At 68.4% G+C, this 16,638-nt stretch carries 20 protein-coding genes; 11 read left to right on the top strand and 9 right to left on the bottom strand.

Annotation, left to right across the window (positions count from 1 at the left end; genetic code table 11):
- Positions 1 to 4 precede the first annotated feature (4 nt).
- Positions 5 to 658, bottom strand: coding sequence for a TetR/AcrR family transcriptional regulator (locus H3309_RS15025; RefSeq protein ID WP_182295649.1), 654 nt, complete (start codon positions 656 to 658; stop codon positions 5 to 7).
- Positions 659 to 775: 117 nt separating this feature from the next.
- Here H3309_RS15025 and H3309_RS15020 point away from each other — a divergent pair, with 117 nt between their 5' ends.
- From H3309_RS15020 to H3309_RS15005, 4 genes are read left to right on the top strand one after another with little or no spacing between them, the layout of a single operon-like run.
- Positions 776 to 1,633, top strand: coding sequence for an alpha/beta fold hydrolase (locus H3309_RS15020; RefSeq protein ID WP_182295647.1), 858 nt, complete (start codon positions 776 to 778; stop codon positions 1,631 to 1,633).
- A complete protein-coding gene (locus H3309_RS15015; RefSeq protein WP_182295646.1) occupies positions 1,633 to 2,271 on the top strand; it encodes a TIGR02117 family protein in 639 nt (212 codons plus the stop codon). The genes H3309_RS15020 and H3309_RS15015 overlap by 1 nt, the downstream gene beginning before the upstream one ends.
- Before the next feature lie 57 nt (positions 2,272 to 2,328).
- Positions 2,329 to 3,342 carry an NADP-dependent oxidoreductase gene (locus H3309_RS15010; RefSeq protein ID WP_243453762.1) on the top strand — a complete coding sequence of 338 codons (1,014 nt, stop codon included), beginning with the start codon at positions 2,329 to 2,331 and terminating at the stop codon, positions 3,340 to 3,342.
- Positions 3,339 to 3,755: a DUF4345 domain-containing protein gene (locus H3309_RS15005; RefSeq protein WP_182295644.1), complete on the top strand. Its 417-nt coding sequence runs from the start codon at positions 3,339 to 3,341 to the stop codon at positions 3,753 to 3,755. Before H3309_RS15010 ends, H3309_RS15005 begins: the two co-directional genes overlap by 4 nt.
- On the opposite strand, the gene H3309_RS15000 is transcribed toward H3309_RS15005, so the two are convergent.
- The 7 genes from H3309_RS15000 to rph form a co-directional block, all read right to left on the bottom strand.
- Positions 3,685 to 3,969 (bottom strand): hypothetical protein, encoded by a 285-nt coding sequence (locus H3309_RS15000; protein ID WP_182295642.1) that lies wholly within the window; start codon positions 3,967 to 3,969, stop codon positions 3,685 to 3,687. The two genes, H3309_RS15005 and H3309_RS15000, sit on opposite strands and share 71 nt — an antisense overlap.
- A gap of 68 nt (positions 3,970 to 4,037) precedes the next feature.
- Complete coding sequence (locus H3309_RS14995; protein WP_182295640.1) at positions 4,038 to 4,742, bottom strand: pirin family protein; 705 nt, start codon at positions 4,740 to 4,742, stop codon at positions 4,038 to 4,040.
- 90 nt (positions 4,743 to 4,832) lie between these two features.
- The gene (locus H3309_RS14990; protein ID WP_182295638.1) at positions 4,833 to 5,123 is read right to left on the bottom strand and encodes a type II toxin-antitoxin system RelE/ParE family toxin; all 291 of its coding nucleotides are present in this window, start codon (positions 5,121 to 5,123) and stop codon (positions 4,833 to 4,835) included.
- Positions 5,120 to 5,380 carry a type II toxin-antitoxin system ParD family antitoxin gene (locus H3309_RS14985; protein WP_207791522.1) on the bottom strand — a complete coding sequence of 87 codons (261 nt, stop codon included), beginning with the start codon at positions 5,378 to 5,380 and terminating at the stop codon, positions 5,120 to 5,122. Before H3309_RS14985 ends, H3309_RS14990 begins: the two co-directional genes overlap by 4 nt.
- A 39-nt stretch (positions 5,381 to 5,419) precedes the next feature.
- Positions 5,420 to 6,571: a radical SAM family heme chaperone HemW gene (gene hemW, locus H3309_RS14980; RefSeq protein WP_182295636.1), complete on the bottom strand. Its 1,152-nt coding sequence runs from the start codon at positions 6,569 to 6,571 to the stop codon at positions 5,420 to 5,422.
- 110 nt (positions 6,572 to 6,681) lie between these two features.
- Positions 6,682 to 7,284 (bottom strand): non-canonical purine NTP pyrophosphatase, encoded by a 603-nt coding sequence (locus tag H3309_RS14975; protein WP_182298825.1) that lies wholly within the window; start codon positions 7,282 to 7,284, stop codon positions 6,682 to 6,684.
- 16 nt (positions 7,285 to 7,300) lie between these two features.
- Positions 7,301 to 8,017 (bottom strand): ribonuclease PH, encoded by a 717-nt coding sequence (rph, locus tag H3309_RS14970; RefSeq protein ID WP_182295634.1) that lies wholly within the window; start codon positions 8,015 to 8,017, stop codon positions 7,301 to 7,303.
- 95 nt (positions 8,018 to 8,112) lie between these two features.
- Between rph and hrcA the strand changes: the two genes are divergently transcribed.
- From hrcA to H3309_RS14955, 3 genes are read left to right on the top strand one after another with little or no spacing between them, the layout of a single operon-like run.
- Positions 8,113 to 9,150, top strand: a complete 1,038-nt coding sequence (hrcA, locus tag H3309_RS14965; RefSeq protein ID WP_243453761.1) for a heat-inducible transcriptional repressor HrcA — start codon at positions 8,113 to 8,115, stop codon at positions 9,148 to 9,150.
- Positions 9,147 to 9,686, top strand: coding sequence for a nucleotide exchange factor GrpE (locus tag H3309_RS14960; RefSeq protein ID WP_182295632.1), 540 nt, complete (start codon positions 9,147 to 9,149; stop codon positions 9,684 to 9,686). The genes hrcA and H3309_RS14960 overlap by 4 nt, the downstream gene beginning before the upstream one ends.
- The gene (locus H3309_RS14955; RefSeq protein ID WP_182295630.1) at positions 9,683 to 9,997 is read left to right on the top strand and encodes a putative quinol monooxygenase; all 315 of its coding nucleotides are present in this window, start codon (positions 9,683 to 9,685) and stop codon (positions 9,995 to 9,997) included. Before H3309_RS14960 ends, H3309_RS14955 begins: the two co-directional genes overlap by 4 nt.
- On the opposite strand, the gene H3309_RS14950 is transcribed toward H3309_RS14955, so the two are convergent.
- A complete protein-coding gene (locus tag H3309_RS14950; protein WP_182295628.1) occupies positions 9,992 to 10,201 on the bottom strand; it encodes an LPXTG cell wall anchor domain-containing protein in 210 nt (69 codons plus the stop codon). The genes H3309_RS14955 and H3309_RS14950 overlap by 6 nt on opposite strands.
- 83 nt (positions 10,202 to 10,284) lie before the next feature.
- Here H3309_RS14950 and H3309_RS14945 point away from each other — a divergent pair, with 83 nt between their 5' ends.
- The 4 genes from H3309_RS14945 to H3309_RS14930 all read left to right on the top strand — a co-directional run bounded on the left by H3309_RS14945 (position 10,285) and on the right by H3309_RS14930 (position 16,582).
- Positions 10,285 to 11,148 (top strand): class I SAM-dependent methyltransferase, encoded by an 864-nt coding sequence (locus H3309_RS14945; RefSeq protein WP_182295626.1) that lies wholly within the window; start codon positions 10,285 to 10,287, stop codon positions 11,146 to 11,148.
- Between the two features lie 82 nt (positions 11,149 to 11,230).
- Complete coding sequence (locus H3309_RS14940; protein ID WP_182295624.1) at positions 11,231 to 11,647, top strand: hypothetical protein; 417 nt, start codon at positions 11,231 to 11,233, stop codon at positions 11,645 to 11,647.
- Positions 11,648 to 11,860: 213 nt separating this feature from the next.
- On the top strand, positions 11,861 to 14,803 hold the full coding sequence (locus H3309_RS14935) for a TonB-dependent receptor (protein ID WP_182295622.1): 2,943 nt from the start codon (positions 11,861 to 11,863) through the stop codon (positions 14,801 to 14,803).
- A gap of 183 nt (positions 14,804 to 14,986) precedes the next feature.
- Complete coding sequence (locus H3309_RS14930) at positions 14,987 to 16,582, top strand: DEAD/DEAH box helicase (RefSeq protein WP_182295620.1); 1,596 nt, start codon at positions 14,987 to 14,989, stop codon at positions 16,580 to 16,582.
- Positions 16,583 to 16,638 lie beyond the last annotated feature (56 nt).

Here is a 16,638-nt window from a genome sequence, read left to right as displayed (position 1 = left end):
GCAATCAGTCGAGGTCGGCGGGATAACCGCAGGCGGCGCGGACGAAGCGCACGCATTGTTCCTGGATGAAGGCGATGCGCTCGGGCGGGGTGGCCGGGTCGCCGAAGGCCATCTGCAGCGCATCCCCCACCACGGTGAAGGTCAGGCTGGCGGCGATTTCGGGATCGATGCCGGTGATGCCGCGCTTGGCGAAGCTGCGGACCAGCTGTTCGGTCACCCAGCGCTGGGTGACTTCGCGCGCGGCATTGAAAAAGGGTTCGGCCTCGGGATTGTGGTTCTTGTGCCCCTTCCCGCTGCCGCTGGGGCAGGGCGCGCCGGCCTCCGCCATGCGCTCCCAGGTTTCATTCTCCACGCAGAAGGCGAAGCAGCGGCGGATGTTGATGCCGGGTTCCAGATCCTCGATGGCGTCATCGCCCTGCATGGCGGCGACCATCTTTTCGCCGTGCAGCCGGCCCAGTTCGGCCAGGAGCGCGCGTTTGGAGCCGAAATGATAGAAGATCGAGCCTTCGGAGACGTCCGCCTCGCGCGCGATGTCGGCGGTACCGGTCTGGGCATAGCCACGGGTGGCGAACAGCTGATAGGCGGCCTCCACCACACGCTGCCGCGTTTCGGTGGGATCATAGCGGCGCGCGCGAGCGTCCGAAGCCTTCGATGCCATTCTTTCTGTCTCTTTCCCGATCCGTGCGGGGCCTATGCCATGAATCTGAGTGGCAGTCAAAAGTTCCGGCATGGCGTTAACGATGACTTTCGCTCGCCGCCGGCCTAGCATCGCGCGATGGACGGTTTCAGCGACGGTTACTGGTGGTCCGCCGACAGCGTGCGGCTGCATTTCCGCGACTATGCCGGCGCCGCCGGGCGGCCGGCGATCCTCTGCCTGCCGGGGCTGACCCGCAATGTCCGGGATTTCCACGACCTCGCGCTGCGCCTGCAGGGGCGGGGCTGGCGGGTGGTCAGCGTGTCGCTGCGCGGCCGGGGCGAATCGGGTTATGCCAAGGATCCGCTGACCTATGTGCCGCTGACCTATGTGCAGGATATCGGCCGGCTGCTGGCAACCGTGCCGCTGGACCGGGTGGTGGTGGTGGGCACCTCGCTGGGTGGGCTGCTGGCGATGCTGCTGGGCGTCACGCAGCGGGCACGGCTGGCGGGCGTGGTGCTGAACGACGTGGGCCCGCAGCTGGAGGCGGCGGGGCTGGAGCGCATCCGCGCGCAGGTGGGCCGCGGCAACGGCTGGCCGACCTGGCTGCACGCGGCGCGCGACATCGCCGAACGCCAGGCCGGGGTCTATCCCGACTGGCAGCTGCCGGACTGGCTGGCACATGCCAAGCGGCTGTGCCGGCTGAGCCCGAAGGGCCGGATCGTGTGGGATTATGATCCGCGCATTTCCGCGCCGTTCCGGCTGCCCGGGGGCGATTCGGGGGTCGATCTGGCGCTGGCGCTGCGCGGCCTCCAGGGTCTGCCGCTGCTCAGCCTGCGGGGGGAGCTGTCGGACGTGTTCGCCGCGGCGGCGCAGGCCGCCATGGTCAGGGACGTGGCGGGGCTGGAGGCGGTGACGGTGCCGCGCGTCGGCCACGCCCCGACGCTGGCGGAGCCGGAGGCGCTGGCGGCGATCGACCGCCTGCTGGCGCGCGTGTGATGAGGCTGCTGCGCGCGCTGGCGGCGGCGTGCGCGCTGCTGCTGCTCGCGCTGGTCGGTGGCGCGGTCATTCCGCAGAACGCCGGCTGGCGGCAGGCGCCGGCCGGCGTGACCGTTCACCTGGCGAGCAACGGTGTCCACGCCTACCTGGTGTTGCCGCTGGTCACCGCCGGCGCGGACTGGCGCGCGCTGGTGCGGGACGGGCATTTTCGCGGGGCGCCGGCGGGGCAGCAATGGCTTGCCTTCGGCTGGGGCGAGCGCGACTTCTATCTGAACACGCCGACCTGGGCCGATGCCCGCGTCGACCGCATCCTCAGCGCCGCGCTCGGCAGCGACCGGACGCTGGTGCATGTCGACCGGCTGGCCGCGCCCGAGGGCGTGCCGATCCGCCTGTCGCCGGCGCAATATGCGGTGCTGGTGGATGTCCTTGCCGCCAGTTTTGCCCGGGGCAGCGCCGGTGATGTGCAGCCGCTGCCCGGCGCCGGCTATGGCGCCGACGATGCCTTCTATGTCGCGCGCGGCCGTTATTCCGCGCTCCGTACCTGCAACCAGTGGGTGCGCGATGCGCTGGCGTCGGCGGGCGTGCGGGTGGGGCTGTGGACGCCGCTGGAGCCCGGCCTGATGTGGCGCTTTCGGTAGCTGGCGTGGCGGGGGCGGCGCCGGTAAGGCGGGCGGGAACGAGCGGGAGAGACGGGCATGAGCATGACGCGGCGGGTGTGGCGGTTGGCGAAGCGGCCGGTGGGGGACATCGCGGACGACGACCTGCATTTTGTGACGGAAACGATGCCCGAGCTGGCCGACGGCGAGTTCGCGGTGTGGGTGAACTACCTGTCGCTCGACCCGACCAATCGCATCTGGATGAGCGACATGGAGCAGTATATGCCGCCGGTCGGGCTGGGCGATCCCATGCGGGGCGGCGTGGTGGGCCGCGTGATCGCCAGCCGCAAGGAGGGCGTGAGCGAGGGGCAGCTGATGGCCGGCCTGGGCGAATGGGCGGACATCGTGGTGAGCCGCGGCGAGGGCATGGCGCCGATGCCGGAGATCCCCGGCATTTCGGTGGCGGCGGCGTTCGGCACCTTTGGCGTGGTGGGGCCGACGGCTTATTTCGGCCTGCTCGACATCGGCCAGCCGAAGCCCGGCGAGACCCTGGTGGTCGGCGCGGCGGCGGGCGGCGTGGGGCAGATCGTCGGCCAGATCGGCAAGCTGAAGGGCTGCCGGGTGATCGGCATCGCCGGCGGCGCGGACAAATGCCGCTACATCGTCGACGAACTGGGCTTTGACGCCGCCATCGATTACAAGGCGGAGGATGTCGGCGCGGCGCTCGACCGGCTGGCGCCCGACGGCGTGGACATCAATTTCGAACAGGTCGGCGGCCCGATCATGGAGGCGGTGGTGAGCCGCATGAAGCTGTTCGGGCGCATGCCGCTGTGCGGCATGATCAGCGGCTATAACGCGACCAGCAATGCCGAGCCGCGCGGGTTCTGGACGCTGATGCTGATGCGGCGGCTGACGGTTCGCGGCTTCATCGTCACCGATTTCGCACCGCGCTTTGGCGAGGCGTTCCGCGACCTTGCCGGCTGGATGCTGGGCGGCCAGGTGAAAACGCGGCAGGACATTCGCCCGGGCCTGGAGCATGCGCGCGACAGCGTGAAGCTGCTCTATTCCGGCGGCAATTTCGGCAAGCTGCTGGTCGAGGTGACGCCCGAGTGACGCCTGCCGCCGAGAAGCGGCTGTTGCAGGCGACGTTGCTGCTGCTCGCCCTGTCGCCGCTGTCGGTCGGGCTGCTGGGCGCCTTGGGCGGTCCGGCGGGGCTGGGGGAGGGCGACGCCGTGGCGGGGGATGTCAGCAGCCACTGGCGCTACCTGTCGGGCATCTTCCTGGGTCTGGGCATCATGCTGCTGTCGTGCGTCCGGCACATCGAGCGAGAGGGCCGGCTGTTCGGTTTCGTCTGCCTGGCCGTGGTGCTGGGCGGTCTCGCCCGGCTGGGCGGTGGCCTGCTGGAGGGATGGCCCTCCAGCGGCTATCGCATCGGTCTGTTGCTGGAGCTGGGGGTCACGCCGGCGGTGTGGGCGTGGCAGCAACGGGTGGCGCGGCGCTTTGAGGTGCCGGCAGGGCGGGCGTGACGGGCACCTTGCGGCGGTTTTCCAGGAATTTCGTCAGCGCATAGCCACCGGCCGCGGCGGCGATCATGCCGACGGGGCCGAGGCGGCGGGCGATGCGCGGCAAAACGGTGGGTACCACCGCGCCGATGATCGCGCCGGTTGGCCCGGCGGAGGCACCGCCGACCGATCGGGCAATGCTGCGCCCCGCCAGCGCGGTGATGATCTTGCCAAGCATGAACGCCTCCTGTGGATGAGACGAGGGAAATGGGAAGCGCGGAGCTTTGTTCCAAGCCCCGCGCCGAACTATGCCCCCATGTCGAACAACAGCAGCTCGGCCTCGCTGTCGGCGTCGAAGTCCACCGCAGACATATGGGCGATTGCCAGGCCATCGCCAGCGGTAAGGACCTCGTCATTCACCCGCGCGCTGCCGCGCGCCGCCTGCACCCACAACCGCCGGTCGGGCGCGGTCGCGTGGTTCAGTCTGCCGCCGGCCGCCAGCGTCGCGCGCCACAGCGTGACGTCCTGCGCGATGTCCACCACGCCTTCGCCGCCGCCGGGCGCGGCAATGCGGTCGAGCCGGGAGTTGCCCGCCGGCACGGGCGGCAGCGCGACCTGCTCATAGCCCGGCGCCAGCCCCCGGTGCGCGGGGATGATCCAGATCTGCAGGAAATGCACCGGATCGGTCTTGCTGGCGTTGTATTCGCTGTGCTGCACGCCGGTGCCGGCGCGCATCTTCTGGATTTCACCGGGGCGGATGACCGCGCCATTGCCCATGCTGTCGCGATGCTCCAGCGCGCCGTCGATCACATAGCTGAGGATCTCCATGTCGGCGTGGCCATGCGGCGGAAAGCCGCCACCGCCGGCCACGCGATCCTCGTTGATCACGCGCAGCGGGCCGAACCCCATGTGCGCGGGATCATGATAATGGCCGAAGGAGAAGCTGTGCCGGCTGTCCAGCCAGCCGAAATCCGCCACGCCGCGGTCGGCGGCCTTGCGCAGGGTCATCATGGTCGGGCTCCACATCTGCCGGGTTGGAAGGGGCGGCAGGAAGAAACAGGAAATGGGAAACCTGGCGCCGAAGGCAAGGGGTGGCAGGGATCAGAGATGCAGCCCAGGTTCCATGCGCTGGTGCAGAATGCGAACGACTGTCGTCTGGCCATCCTGCACAACGACATAGATAACATGGGAGCCCGATGATATCCGTCGATATTGTCCGAAGTTGACGGCAACTGCCCGTCCAAGCGCAGGATTTTCAGCCAGCCTGTCCACTGCCGTCATGATGGCCCGAACATATCGGTCGGCTTGGGCATCACCCCATTGCGTTGCGGTGTAGGTTTCGATGGTGCGAAGGTCGTCGACCGCCCTGTTGCTGTAGAGCGCCGAGCTCATGCGCTTCGAGCGGCACGACATTCCTGCAGAAAGGCATTGGCATCAAGGGGGCCATGCAGGCCGCTTTCTTCCCCCTCTCGCAGTGCCTCGCCTAGTGCCTCCACGCGGGTTTCATGATCCTGCAGTCGGGTGAGCGCCTCGCGAATGACATCATCAACGCTGCCATATCTCCCGCTGGCGATCTGGCCTTCGATCAGCCTGTCGAAATAGGGCCCAAGCTTCATGGTGAGAGTGCGCGCAGGAGCGATGGCAACCATGCCCCTTTCTACCCCTGCTCGCGACGCCAGACAAGCGTTTCAACCCGCCAACTCGGCGATCACCCGGTTCAGCACGCTGCGCCCGGCGTCCGTCACGCGCAGCTGTTCGCCCGGGTGCAGCAGGCCCAGCGTGGTCAGCCGCGCGCGGGCGACGCTGTCGATGGCCGCGTCCAGCGCCACGCCGGTGCGCGCGGCGAAATGCGCCGGGTCGATGCCGTCCGCCAGGCGCAGGCCCATCAGCAGCGCCTCCCGCGCCGCGGTGGCGGGGGGAATTGCCTCGCTCGTCTCGATGCCATGGCCGTCGGCCGTCACCGCCGTGATCCAGCTTTCCGGCCGCTTCAGCCGCGCGGTCGCGGCGCCGTGCCGCCGGCCATGCGCGCCGGGGCCGACGCCGACATAGTCGTCATAGCGCCAATAGGCGAGATTGTGGCGGCTTTCATCGCCGGGCCGGGCATGGTTGCTGACCTCGTAGGGCAGCAGGCCGGCGGCGGCGCACATCGCCCCTGTCAGTTCGAACATGGTCGCGGAATCATCTTCGTGCGGCAGCGTCAGCAGGCCTTTGGCGAACAGGCTGGCGAAGCGCGTCCCCGGCTCGATGGTCAGCTGATAGGCGCTGAGGTGCGTGGTGCCGAACGCCAGCGCGCGGGCGAGTTCGGCCTGCCACTGCGCCACGCTCTGCCCCGGCCGCGTATGGATCAGGTCGAAGCTGACGCGGCCGAAATGCGCCTGCGCCACGTCGAGCGCCGCCAGCCCCTCCGCCAGGTCATGCGGCCGCCCGAGCAGCTTCAGCGCCGCGTCGTCCAGCGCCTGCAACCCCAGGCTGACCCGGTTGACGCCGGCGGCCGCGAACCCCGCGAAACGCGCCGCCTCCACGCTTGAGGGGTTGGCCTCCAGCGTGATCTCGATGTCGGCATCGACGCGCCAGTGCCGGGTGGCGGCGTCAATCACCGCGGCAACCGTGGCCGGCGCCATCAGCGAGGGCGTGCCGCCGCCGAAGAAGATGCTGCCCAGCCGGTGGTCGGGCGTTAGTGCCGCTTCATGCGCCAACTCTGCCAGCAGCGCGCCCGCCCAGGCGGCTTCGTCGCGGTCCGGCCGGACATGGCTGTTGAAGTCGCAATAGGGGCATTTGGTGACGCAGAAGGGCCAGTGGATGTAGAGCGCGAGGGGCTGTGGCGTGGAAGGCGAATGCATCGCATTCGGCTGAACGTCCACAGACTCCCGAGCGTCTCCGGCCGGCGGGTGGGGCTGGCCCGCAGCGCGGGCTTTGCCCGCGTGGAGGGGCAGCGCCAGCCCGTCCGACGTCACGTCGCCAATACCCCCGCCGCCAGCAGCGCCTCGAACGCCCGCGTCCGGTGGCTGAGCGCCTGCTTGGCCTCGAAGGGCAGTTCGGCGAAGGTCTGGCTGTGGCCATCGGGCACGAACACCGGATCATAGCCGAAGCCGATGTGCCCGCGCGGCGGCCAGGTGAGGCTGCCATGGGCACGCCCCTCGAACACATGCTCGGTCCCGTCCGCCAGCACGAGCGCCAGCACCGCGACAAAATGCGCGCGCCGCGACACGCCCGGCCCCTGCGCCGCCAGTTCGCGCTCCACCCGCGCCATCGCCTGCATCCAGTCGCGCCCCTGCCCGGTTTCCGCCCAGTCGGCCGTATGCACCCCCGGCGCGCCGCCAAGCGCATCGACGCACAGCCCGCTGTCATCCGCCAGCGTCGCCTGCCCGGTCAGCGCATGGGCACGCCGCGCCTTCAGCAGGGCATTGCCGATGAAGCTGTCTTCCGTCTCCACCGGCTCCGGCAGGCCCCGGTCCCCCGCCGACACCAGTGTGATGCCGAGCGGCGCGAACATGGCGGCGAATTCGGCGACCTTGCCGGCATTGTGGGTGGCGAGGAGCAGCGTGTCGGGCATCGCCACTGTCCGCACCCTAGCGCCCCGTTGCCGCCCGCTGGCAGCTGAAAATCTCGGCGCAGCCGATGCGCGCCAGGCGCAGCAGGCGCAGCAGCGTCTCCTCGTCATAGGGTTCGCCCTCGGCGGTCGCCTGCACCTCCACCAGGCCGCCGGTGCTGGTCAGCACGAAATTGCCATCCGTCCCCGCATTCGAATCCTCGGGGTAATCCAGGTCGAGCACCGGCGTCCCCTCGAACACGCCGCAGCTCACCGCCGCCACATGGACGGCGAGGGGATCGGCCGCAAATGGCGTCGCCGCATGGATGCCATCGAGCGCCAGCCGCAGCGCCACCCAGGCGCCGCTGATCGCCGCGGTGCGCGTGCCGCCATCGGCTTGCAACACGTCGCAGTCGAGCGTGATCTGCCGCTCGCCCAGCGCCTTCAGGTCGGTGACCGCCCGCAGGCTGCGCCCGATCAGCCGCTGGATTTCCTGCGTGCGGCCCGATTGTTTTCCCTTCGCGGCTTCGCGGCTGCCCCGCGTGTGGGTGGCGCGCGGCAGCATGCCATATTCGGCCGTCACCCAGCCGCTGCCCTTGCCGCGCAGGAAGGGCGGCACGCGTTCTTCCACGCTGGCGGTGACCAGCACATGCGTGTCGCCGAATGCCACCAGGCAGGACCCTTCGGCATGGCGGCTGAAACGCGGGGTCATGGTGATCGAACGCATCTGGTCGGGGGCGCGGCCGCTGGGGCGCATGGTCAATTCCTTTGTTTCGTAAGGCAGTGGGCATAGCGGCCCCGTGCGGCCCTGTCATCCTTGGCGGCACCGCCACCCTGCCCTATGTAGGGGCAGTGCAGCCCGCCCTGTCCGTCTCCGACCTCAGCGATCGCTCGCGGATCATCTTCCGCGAGCTCGTCGATTCCTTCCTCACCACCGGCACGCCGGTGGGTTCGCGCACGCTGTCCAAACTGGGATCGCTCGGCCTGTCGCCGGCCAGCATCCGCAACGTCATGCAGGATCTGGAGGAGCTGGGCCTGCTGGCGGCGCCGCACACCTCCGCCGGCCGCATCCCCACCGAACGCGGCCTGCGGCTGTTCGTCGATGGCATGATGCAGGTGGCGCAGCCGGACGCGCGGGAGACCGCGCTGATCGACCGGGAGGCCAGCACCTCGGGCGCCCCGCTGGAGGAGGTGCTGTCGCGCACCACCGCGGCGCTCTCCGGCCTGTCGCAATGCGCGGCGATGGTGGTGGTGCCCAAGGCGGAGCCGCAATTGCGCGCGCTCAATTTCGTGCCGCTGGCGCCGGGCCGGGTGCTGGCGGTGCTGGTTGGCATGGACGGCAGCGTCGAGAACCGGGTGCTGGACCTGCCGCCCGACCTGCCGGCCGCGGTGCTGGCGCAGGCGGAAAATTACGTCAACGCCCGGCTCTCCGGCCTCAGCCTGACCGCGGCCTCCGGCCGGCTGCGGCAGGAGGTGGCGGCGAACCGCGCCGAGCTCGACCGGCTGACCGCCGACATGGTCGCGCAGGGGCTGGCCGCCTGGTCGTCGGACGGTGCCCGCCCCATTCTGATCGTGCGCGGCAGCGCGCACCTGCTCGACAGCGGCGACCTCGACCGCACGCGCCTGCTGCTGGAGGAGCTGGAGGCGAAGGAGGAGATGGCCCGCCTGCTCGACCAGGCGCGGGAGGCCGACGCGCTCAAAATCTTCATCGGCGCGGAGAACAAGCTGTTCGCGCTCTCCGGCTCCAGCGTCATCACCGCGCCCTATCGCGGCGCCGACGGGCGGATTGTCGGCGTGGTGGGGGTTATCGGGCCGACCCGGTTGAACTATGCCCGCGTCGTCCCCATCGTGGATTTCACAGCAAATCGATTGAGCAGGTTGATGTCATGAACGAAGCGGATGCCGCCGAAGAAGCGGTCGAGGAAAAGAGCATCGAGCAGCAACTGGAGGACGCTCGCGCCGAGATCGTCGCCCTTACCGAGGCGCGCGATGCCGAGCGCGACCGCGCGCTGCGCGCGGTGGCCGAGGCGGAGAATGTGCGCCGCCGGCTGGAGCGCGACAAGGCCGACGCCGTCAGCTACGCCGCCGCCGGCTTCGCGCGGGACATGCTGGCGGTCGCCGACAATCTCGCCCGGGCGCTCGCCGCGCTCCCAGCCGACACCGATGCCGGGCTGAAGGGCGGGCTGGAGGCGACCGAGCGCGAGCTGCACGCCATCTTCGGCCGCCACGGCATCAAGCGCGTGGCGGCGACCGGCCTGCCGCTCGACCCGAACCAGCACCAGGCGATGGTGGAGGTGGAGCATGAAGCCGAGCCCGGCACGGTGGTCAGCGAATTGCAGGCCGGCTATGTCTTCCGCGATCGCCTGCTGCGTCCGGCACTGGTGACCGTCGCCAAACCCAAGACAGAGGCAGGAATCACTGAATGATCATCATCATGGGCCGCGCCGAGGTGAAGCCGCAGCGGCTCGCGGCCCTCAGCGGCGCGCTCAACGACATGATGCGCGCCACCTGGGCGGAAAGCGGCTGCCTGTCCTACAGCCTGGCGGTGGAGAGCGACGGCAGCGACGGCCATCCTGCCGTGCTGTGCATCGCCGAACGCTGGGCCGATGCGGAGGCGCTGAAGGCGCATTTCAAGGCACCGCACATGGCCGCCTTCAACAAGGCCGCCGAAGGCGCCGTGCTCAGCCTGGACGTGAAGATGTACGACGCCAGCAACGAACGGCCGCTCGCTTTATAACCCGTCCCGCCACAGCGCCAGCAGGTGCACGATGGACACGATCAGGCAGACGCCGGCCAGCAGCATGACATAGTCCCAGGGCAGCAGCGCCCAGGGCGCGCCGACCGCCGGCCCGCGGCGATGCCGGCGGCGGTGCAACAGGCCCGCCAGCAGCAGCAATGCCGCCGCCACTCCCGCCATCCACGCCGTTTCCTCATATCCCATCTTTTTCCTCAGGCCCCGTTCAGCTTGCCGAATGCACCGGCCGCCCCATATGGCGCATCAGCCATCCAACGGGGAGACCAACCTTGCGCCTGTCCAGCCTGCTTGCCGCCACCGCGCTCGCGCTTCTTGCCGCACCCAGCTTCGCCAACAACCACAAGAACCACAACAAGCCCGCCGCGGCGCAGAAGGCGGAGGCGGAAACCGCCGCCCTGCTGGACAAGGCCATCGCCGGCGAACACCGCAGCGCCGCAGCAAAGGCCCGCGACCGGTATCGCAACCCCAAGGAAACCTTGCTGTTCTTCGGCCTGCGCCCGACCATGACGGTCGTTGAAATCTCGCCATCGGCCGGCTGGTACACCGACATCATCGCGCCGGTGCTGAAAGACAGGGGCGTGTTCATCGCCGCCCACAACAACCCCAACGGCAGCGCCAACGCCCAGAAACAGCGGGCGGACTATATCGCCCGCCTGGCGGCCGCGCCCGAGGTGTTCGGCAAGCCCGCGGTCACCAGCTTCGGTCGCCAGCTGCTGGGCAACATCGCCGCGCCGGGCAGTGCCGACATGATCCTGACCTTCCGCAACGTCCACAACTGGCAGATGGCGGGCTTCGCGCCGCAGGCCTTCCAGGCTTTCTACACCGCGCTGAAACCCGGCGGAATCCTGGGCATCGAGGAGCACCGCCTGCCGGAAAACCGCACCGAGGACGAGAAGACGGCGAAGAGCGGCTACATGAAACAGTCCGCGGTGATCGCCATGGCCGAGGCCGCCGGCTTCAAGCTGGTGGCGACGAGCGAGATCAACGCCAATCCGAAGGACACCGCCGACCATCCCGAAGGCGTCTGGACCCTGCCACCCAACCTGCGCCTGGGCGACAAGGACCGGGAGAAATACACCGCCATCGGTGAATCCGATCGCATGACGCTGAAATTCATGAAGCCCGCCCGCTAAGCCCTGCATTCATCGGCAATTCAGCCAAAGTTCACCCGATGCCGCCGATGCCCCTTCGCATGGTTCCGGATTTCCTTCTGGCGTGAGCGGCGTGCGGCATCCGATCTCATGGCTCGGCGGGCTCGCCGGCCTGCTCCTGGCGCAGGCGCTGCCGGCGCAACCGGTGTCGCATGTGCCCGCCGTCCGCGCCGCGCCGCTGCTCGCCGCGCCGGCGGGCTGGGCGCTGGGCCGCCCCGATCCGCGCGCCTGCATCCCCGCCGACCGCATCGGCGGCGCGCTGGTGCTGGGCAGCCGCACGGTGGAGCTGTCGATGCGCGGCGGGGTGCGCAAGCGGCTGCGCTTTGCCAGCGATTGCCCGCAGCTCGCCTATTATGGCGGATTTTACTACAAGCGCGGTCGTGACGGGCAATTGTGCGCCGGCCGGGACAAGCTGATGGGCCGTGAAGGCGGCAGCTGCCGTATCGCGGCGATCGTTTCGATGCGAAAAGTGAAATATTGACAACGGCGTCACAGCCGTTGCCGAAAAGCGACACTCGCCCTCATCAATATGAACAGGGCCGTTTTCCCCCCGCTGCCGCTGGACAAGCGGCCATTGCCCTGATTGTATATGTGAAACGCGCCAGGAGGCGGCTTGGGAGAGCCGGTGATTGGGTGTCGACAATGACGCCAGCCCACTGGCGCGCGATCTAGTTTTGGGATGGGAGGACATCAGATGACAGCCAGCCAGCTTTCGGCGCGCCTTGCGCTGCTTTCGGCGGTATCGCTTTTCGGCATGGTCGGCGCGCAGGCGCAGCAGCAGACGGCGCAGCCCGCCGCGGTCAACACCGGTGTCGAGGAAATCGTCGTCACCGCGCAGCGCTCGGCGCAGAGCCTGCAGGACGTGCCGATCGCGGTCAGCGCCTTCACCTCCGAAAACCTGGAACGGCAGCAGCTCAACAACACCAGCCAGCTGCAACTGGCGCTTCCGAACATCACCTTCACCAAGGGCAACTTCACCGGCGCCAACCTGACTATCCGCGGCATCGGCTCGCCCGCGGTCGCCACCTCGGGCGACGCCGGTGTCGGCATCCACTACAACGATGCGCCCATCCAGGGCCCGCTGATCTTCGAAACCGAATTCCTCGACCTCGAACGGCTGGAAGTGCTGCGCGGACCGCAGGGCACCCTGTTCGGCCGCAACGCCACGGGCGGCGTGATGAACTTTATCACCGCCAAGCCGACGAACGACCTCAGCGTCCGCGTCGAAGGCGAATATGGCAATTACAATGCCTTCCGCGGCCTGGGCATCATCAACCTGCCGCTGGGCGACAAGTTCGCCGTCCGCCTCGCCGGGCAGTATATCAAGCGCGACGGCTATACCACCAACCTCTACAACAACACGAAGATCGACGGCCGCGACCAGTATAGCGCCCGCCTGTCGCTGCGCTTCCGCCCGACCGATACCACCACCATCGACCTCATCGGCTATTATGCCGGCGAGAACAGCGACCGGATGCGCATCCAGAAACAGCTGTGCAACAGCGATCCCACCGCCATCCTCGGCTGCTCGCCGGACAAGCTGGGCAACGGCTACCTCAATGGCAACGCCACGCTGGGCAACATCATCCAGAGCCGCGAATTCGCCGCCATCGCGCTGGGTGCCGCGGCACTGCCCTTCGGCAACCTCAGCGTCTATGGCCCCAGCCAATATACCGGCCTGACCAACCCCGCCGACCTGCGCACCGTCAGCACCAACTTCACCCCGAGCTATCGCACCCGCGAAAAATATGTGCAGGCAAAGCTGAACCAGGAATTCGATACCATGACGCTGGCCGTCACCGGCAGCTGGCAGGAATCGAATGTTACCTCGCGGCAGGATTACAACAATGTCACCGGCCCCGGGCCGGGACAGAATGCGGCACTGAAGGCGCTGTTCCCGAATGTCGCCAACCGTCTCTACAGCGGGGCCAACTATTGCATCTCCAACGCCAGCCGGCTCTATTCCGGCATCTATGGCGGCGCGACGCTGGGCTGCTTCCCCGACCCGACGCAATATGATCAGTCGAACGGCTCGTCGCGCACATGGTCGGTCGAAGGCGTGCTGTCCAGCCAGTTCGAGGGCAAGTTCAACTTCCGCATCGGCGCCATCTATCTGGAGAACCGGTCGGACAGCGACTATTTCGTCACCTCGACCGGCCTTGACTATGGCTCGGGCCTGCTCGGCGCGCTGCAATCGGGCGGCACCCGCTTCAACGCTTCGCCCTTCTTCAACTCCGAAACCCAGCGCTTCGACCTGAAGAGCTATGGCATTTTCGGCGAAGCCTATTGGCAGATGACGGACACGCTGAAACTCACCATCGGCGCCCGCTATTCCAACGACAAGAAGCGCGTGCAGGACCGGCAGCGGCTGTTCAACGCGCTCGTGCCGCTGGGTGAAGCCAACGCCGGCACCATCCTGAACGACACCGTCGACGCCGACATCAACACGCCCGGCCGCCAGCCCTTCCGCGATGCCCGCCTGAACAGCGATGCCGTCACCGGCCGCGTCGTGCTCGACTGGAAGCCGGAGGTCAGCTTCACCGAGGACACGCTGATCTACGCCAGCTACAGCCGCGGTTCGAAGCCGGGCGGCATCAACCCGCCGTTCGACCCGACCCTGTTCTCGGCGCCCGTCACCTATCTGCCGGAAAAGGTGAACGCCTTCGAAATCGGCACGAAGAACCGTTTTGCCGGCGGCACCTTCCAGGCCAACCTGACCGGCTTCTACTATGACTACAAGAATCTCCAGATCAGCCGGATCATCAACCGCACCAGCTTCAACGACAACACCAACGCCGAAGTCTATGGCGTGGAAGGCGAATTCATCGTCGCCCCCACCCGCAACTGGCAGTTCAACGCCACCGCCAGCTATCTGAAGACCAAGGTGAAGGACCTGAGCCTGGTCGATGTCCGCGACCCGAGCGGCGGCCGCGCCGACAGCGTCATCATCAAGGACGTCACCAACGCGGCGAACTGCGTCGTCACCCCGGCGGCCACCCTGCCGCCCGGGTCGGCTGCCGCCTTCGTCAACGGCTTCAACGCGGCCGCCACCGGCGGCCTGCTGCGGCCGGCGGTGGCCGTGCCGGGCACCAACGCCATGGGCGCGTTCGGCATCTGCTCTGCCATGGGGTCCGCCATCGCGGCCCAGGGCCTGCCGTTCAACATCACCCTGCCCACCGGCGTCAACCGCGTGCCGACGGCGACCGGCTTTGTGCCGATCACCGATCCCGCCATCCTCGCCCGCACCAACCTGCCCTCCGGCAACGCGGTCAACCTGGATGGGAAGGAACTGCAGAACTCGCCGAAGTGGAAATTCACCGCCGGCGCGCAATACACCGCCGAAATGGCGAACGACATGAGCGCGGTGATCCGCGCCGACCTCAACTTCGTCGGCGAACAATGGGGCCGCAACTACAACCTGCCGATCGACCGCATCAAGGCCTATGAAACCGTCAACCTGTCGATCCAGCTGAACGGCCGGGAGGAGCGCTGGTACGTCCGCGCCTTCGTGCAGAACCTGTTCGACAACCAGGGCATCACCGGCCAATATGTGACCGACCCGTCGTCGGGCCTGTTCACCAACATCTTCACGCTGGAACCGCGGCGCTTCGGCGGAGTGGTCGGCGTTCGGTTCTAGGGCATCGCGCCAAAAAGTGGGAACCGGTTTTTGGCGACAAGCGATGCGACAGCAATAGTCTTCTTCATCTCTCGGGGGAGGGAGCGGGGGGAACGGGCAACCGTTCCCCCCTTTGCATGCCCTCCGCATTGACATTTCGCATGGCATGACGGCAAGCGGGCGCAACAATCCCAAGGAACCCGCTTGCCCTTTTCCGACCTTCACCTGTCCGATGCCCTGCTGCGCGCTGTCGCCGACAGCGGCTATGACGAACCCACCGCCATCCAGGCCGCCGCCATCCCGCAGGTGCTGATGGGCCGCGACCTGATCGGCGTCGCGCAGACCGGCACCGGCAAGACCGCCAGCTTCGTGCTGCCGATGATCGACATCCTGGCGGAGGGCCGCAGCCGCGCCCGCATGCCGCGCTCGCTGATCCTGGAACCCACCCGCGAACTGGCGGCGCAGGTGGCGGAAAACTTCGAGAAATACGGCAAATACCACAAGCTCAGCATGGCGCTGCTGATCGGTGGCGTCGCCTTCGGGGATCAGGACAAGGCGCTGGAAAAGGGCGTCGACGTCCTCATCGCCACGCCGGGCCGGCTGATGGACCAGCACAGCCGCGGCAAGATCCTGCTCTCCGGCGTCGATGTGCTGGTGATCGACGAGGCCGACCGCATGCTCGACATGGGCTTCATCCCCGATGTCGAAAAAATCTGCGCGCTGCTGAAACCGCAACGCCAGACGCTGCTGTTCAGCGCCACCATGCCCGGCCCGATCCGCAAGCTCGCCGACGCCTTCATGACCGACCCGCGCACCGTGCAGGTCGCCCGCGCCGCCAGCACCAATGCGGACATCGCCCAGAGCGTGATGCTCGTCGGCAGCGAACGCGCCAAGCGCGGCGTGCTGGAGGATCTGCTGCGCGATCCCGGCCTGAAGAACGCCATCGTCTTCTGCAACCGCAAGACCACCGTGCGCGACCTCGCCACCGGCCTGAAACGAAGCCGTTTCCGCGCCAGCCAGATCCATGGTGACATGGAGCAGTCGGACCGGCTGAAGGAACTGGACCGCTTCAAGGCCGGCGAGATCGACATCTTGGTGGCGAGCGACGTCGCCGCGCGCGGGCTGGACATCAAGGGCGTCAGCCATGTCTTCAACATGGACGTGCCCTGGCATCCCGATGACTATGTCCACCGCATCGGCCGCACCGGCCGTGCCGGCGCCACCGGCATCGCCATCACGCTCGCCGCGCCGTCGGACATGGAGGCGGTGGAGCGCATCGAAAAGCTGATCGGCCAGGCGATCCCGCGCCGCGACGGCGGCGCCGGTGGGTCCGCCACCCCGGCCGAAACCGCCCCAGCCGAGCGTCCCTCCCGCCGCCGCCCCGCCGCCAGCCGAGACGATGACGCGCCCGACACCGCGGAACCGCCATCGCGGCCGCCACGCGAACGCAGCCGGCCTGCCGCGCGCCGCGCCGAACCGCCCGCCGAGACCGGCGCGGAACCCGAACCCCGCGCCGAACCCGCCCCCCGGCGGGAACGCGCACCGCGGCCGCCCCGCGACAGCGACACGCGCCGCGCCCCGCGCGAAGATGACGGGCGCCGCACAGGTCGCGCAAACGAAGGGCGCCGCGCTGAACGCGAGAACCAAGGGCGCCGCGGTGAGCGCGAAAACGAAGGGCGCCGCGGTGAGCGCGAGAACGAAGGGCGCCGCGGTGAGCGCGGCGACGACCTCGGCCCCCGCTTCGCCGGCTTCGGCGAGGAAGGCGTCCCCGCCTTCCTTCAGGTCCCTGCCCGCCGCTGAAACCGGCGCGGGCGTCCCTCCCGATAACCACAGCCCACCCGCCCGCCAAACCACGC

Origin of the sequence: Sandaracinobacteroides saxicola (assembly GCF_014117445.1) — a bacterium.
GTDB lineage: Bacteria > Pseudomonadota > Alphaproteobacteria > Sphingomonadales > Sphingomonadaceae > Sandaracinobacteroides_A > Sandaracinobacteroides_A saxicola.
The sequence above is the reverse complement of the archived record's forward strand: the minus strand, read 5'-3'. Positions and strand labels throughout refer to the sequence as shown.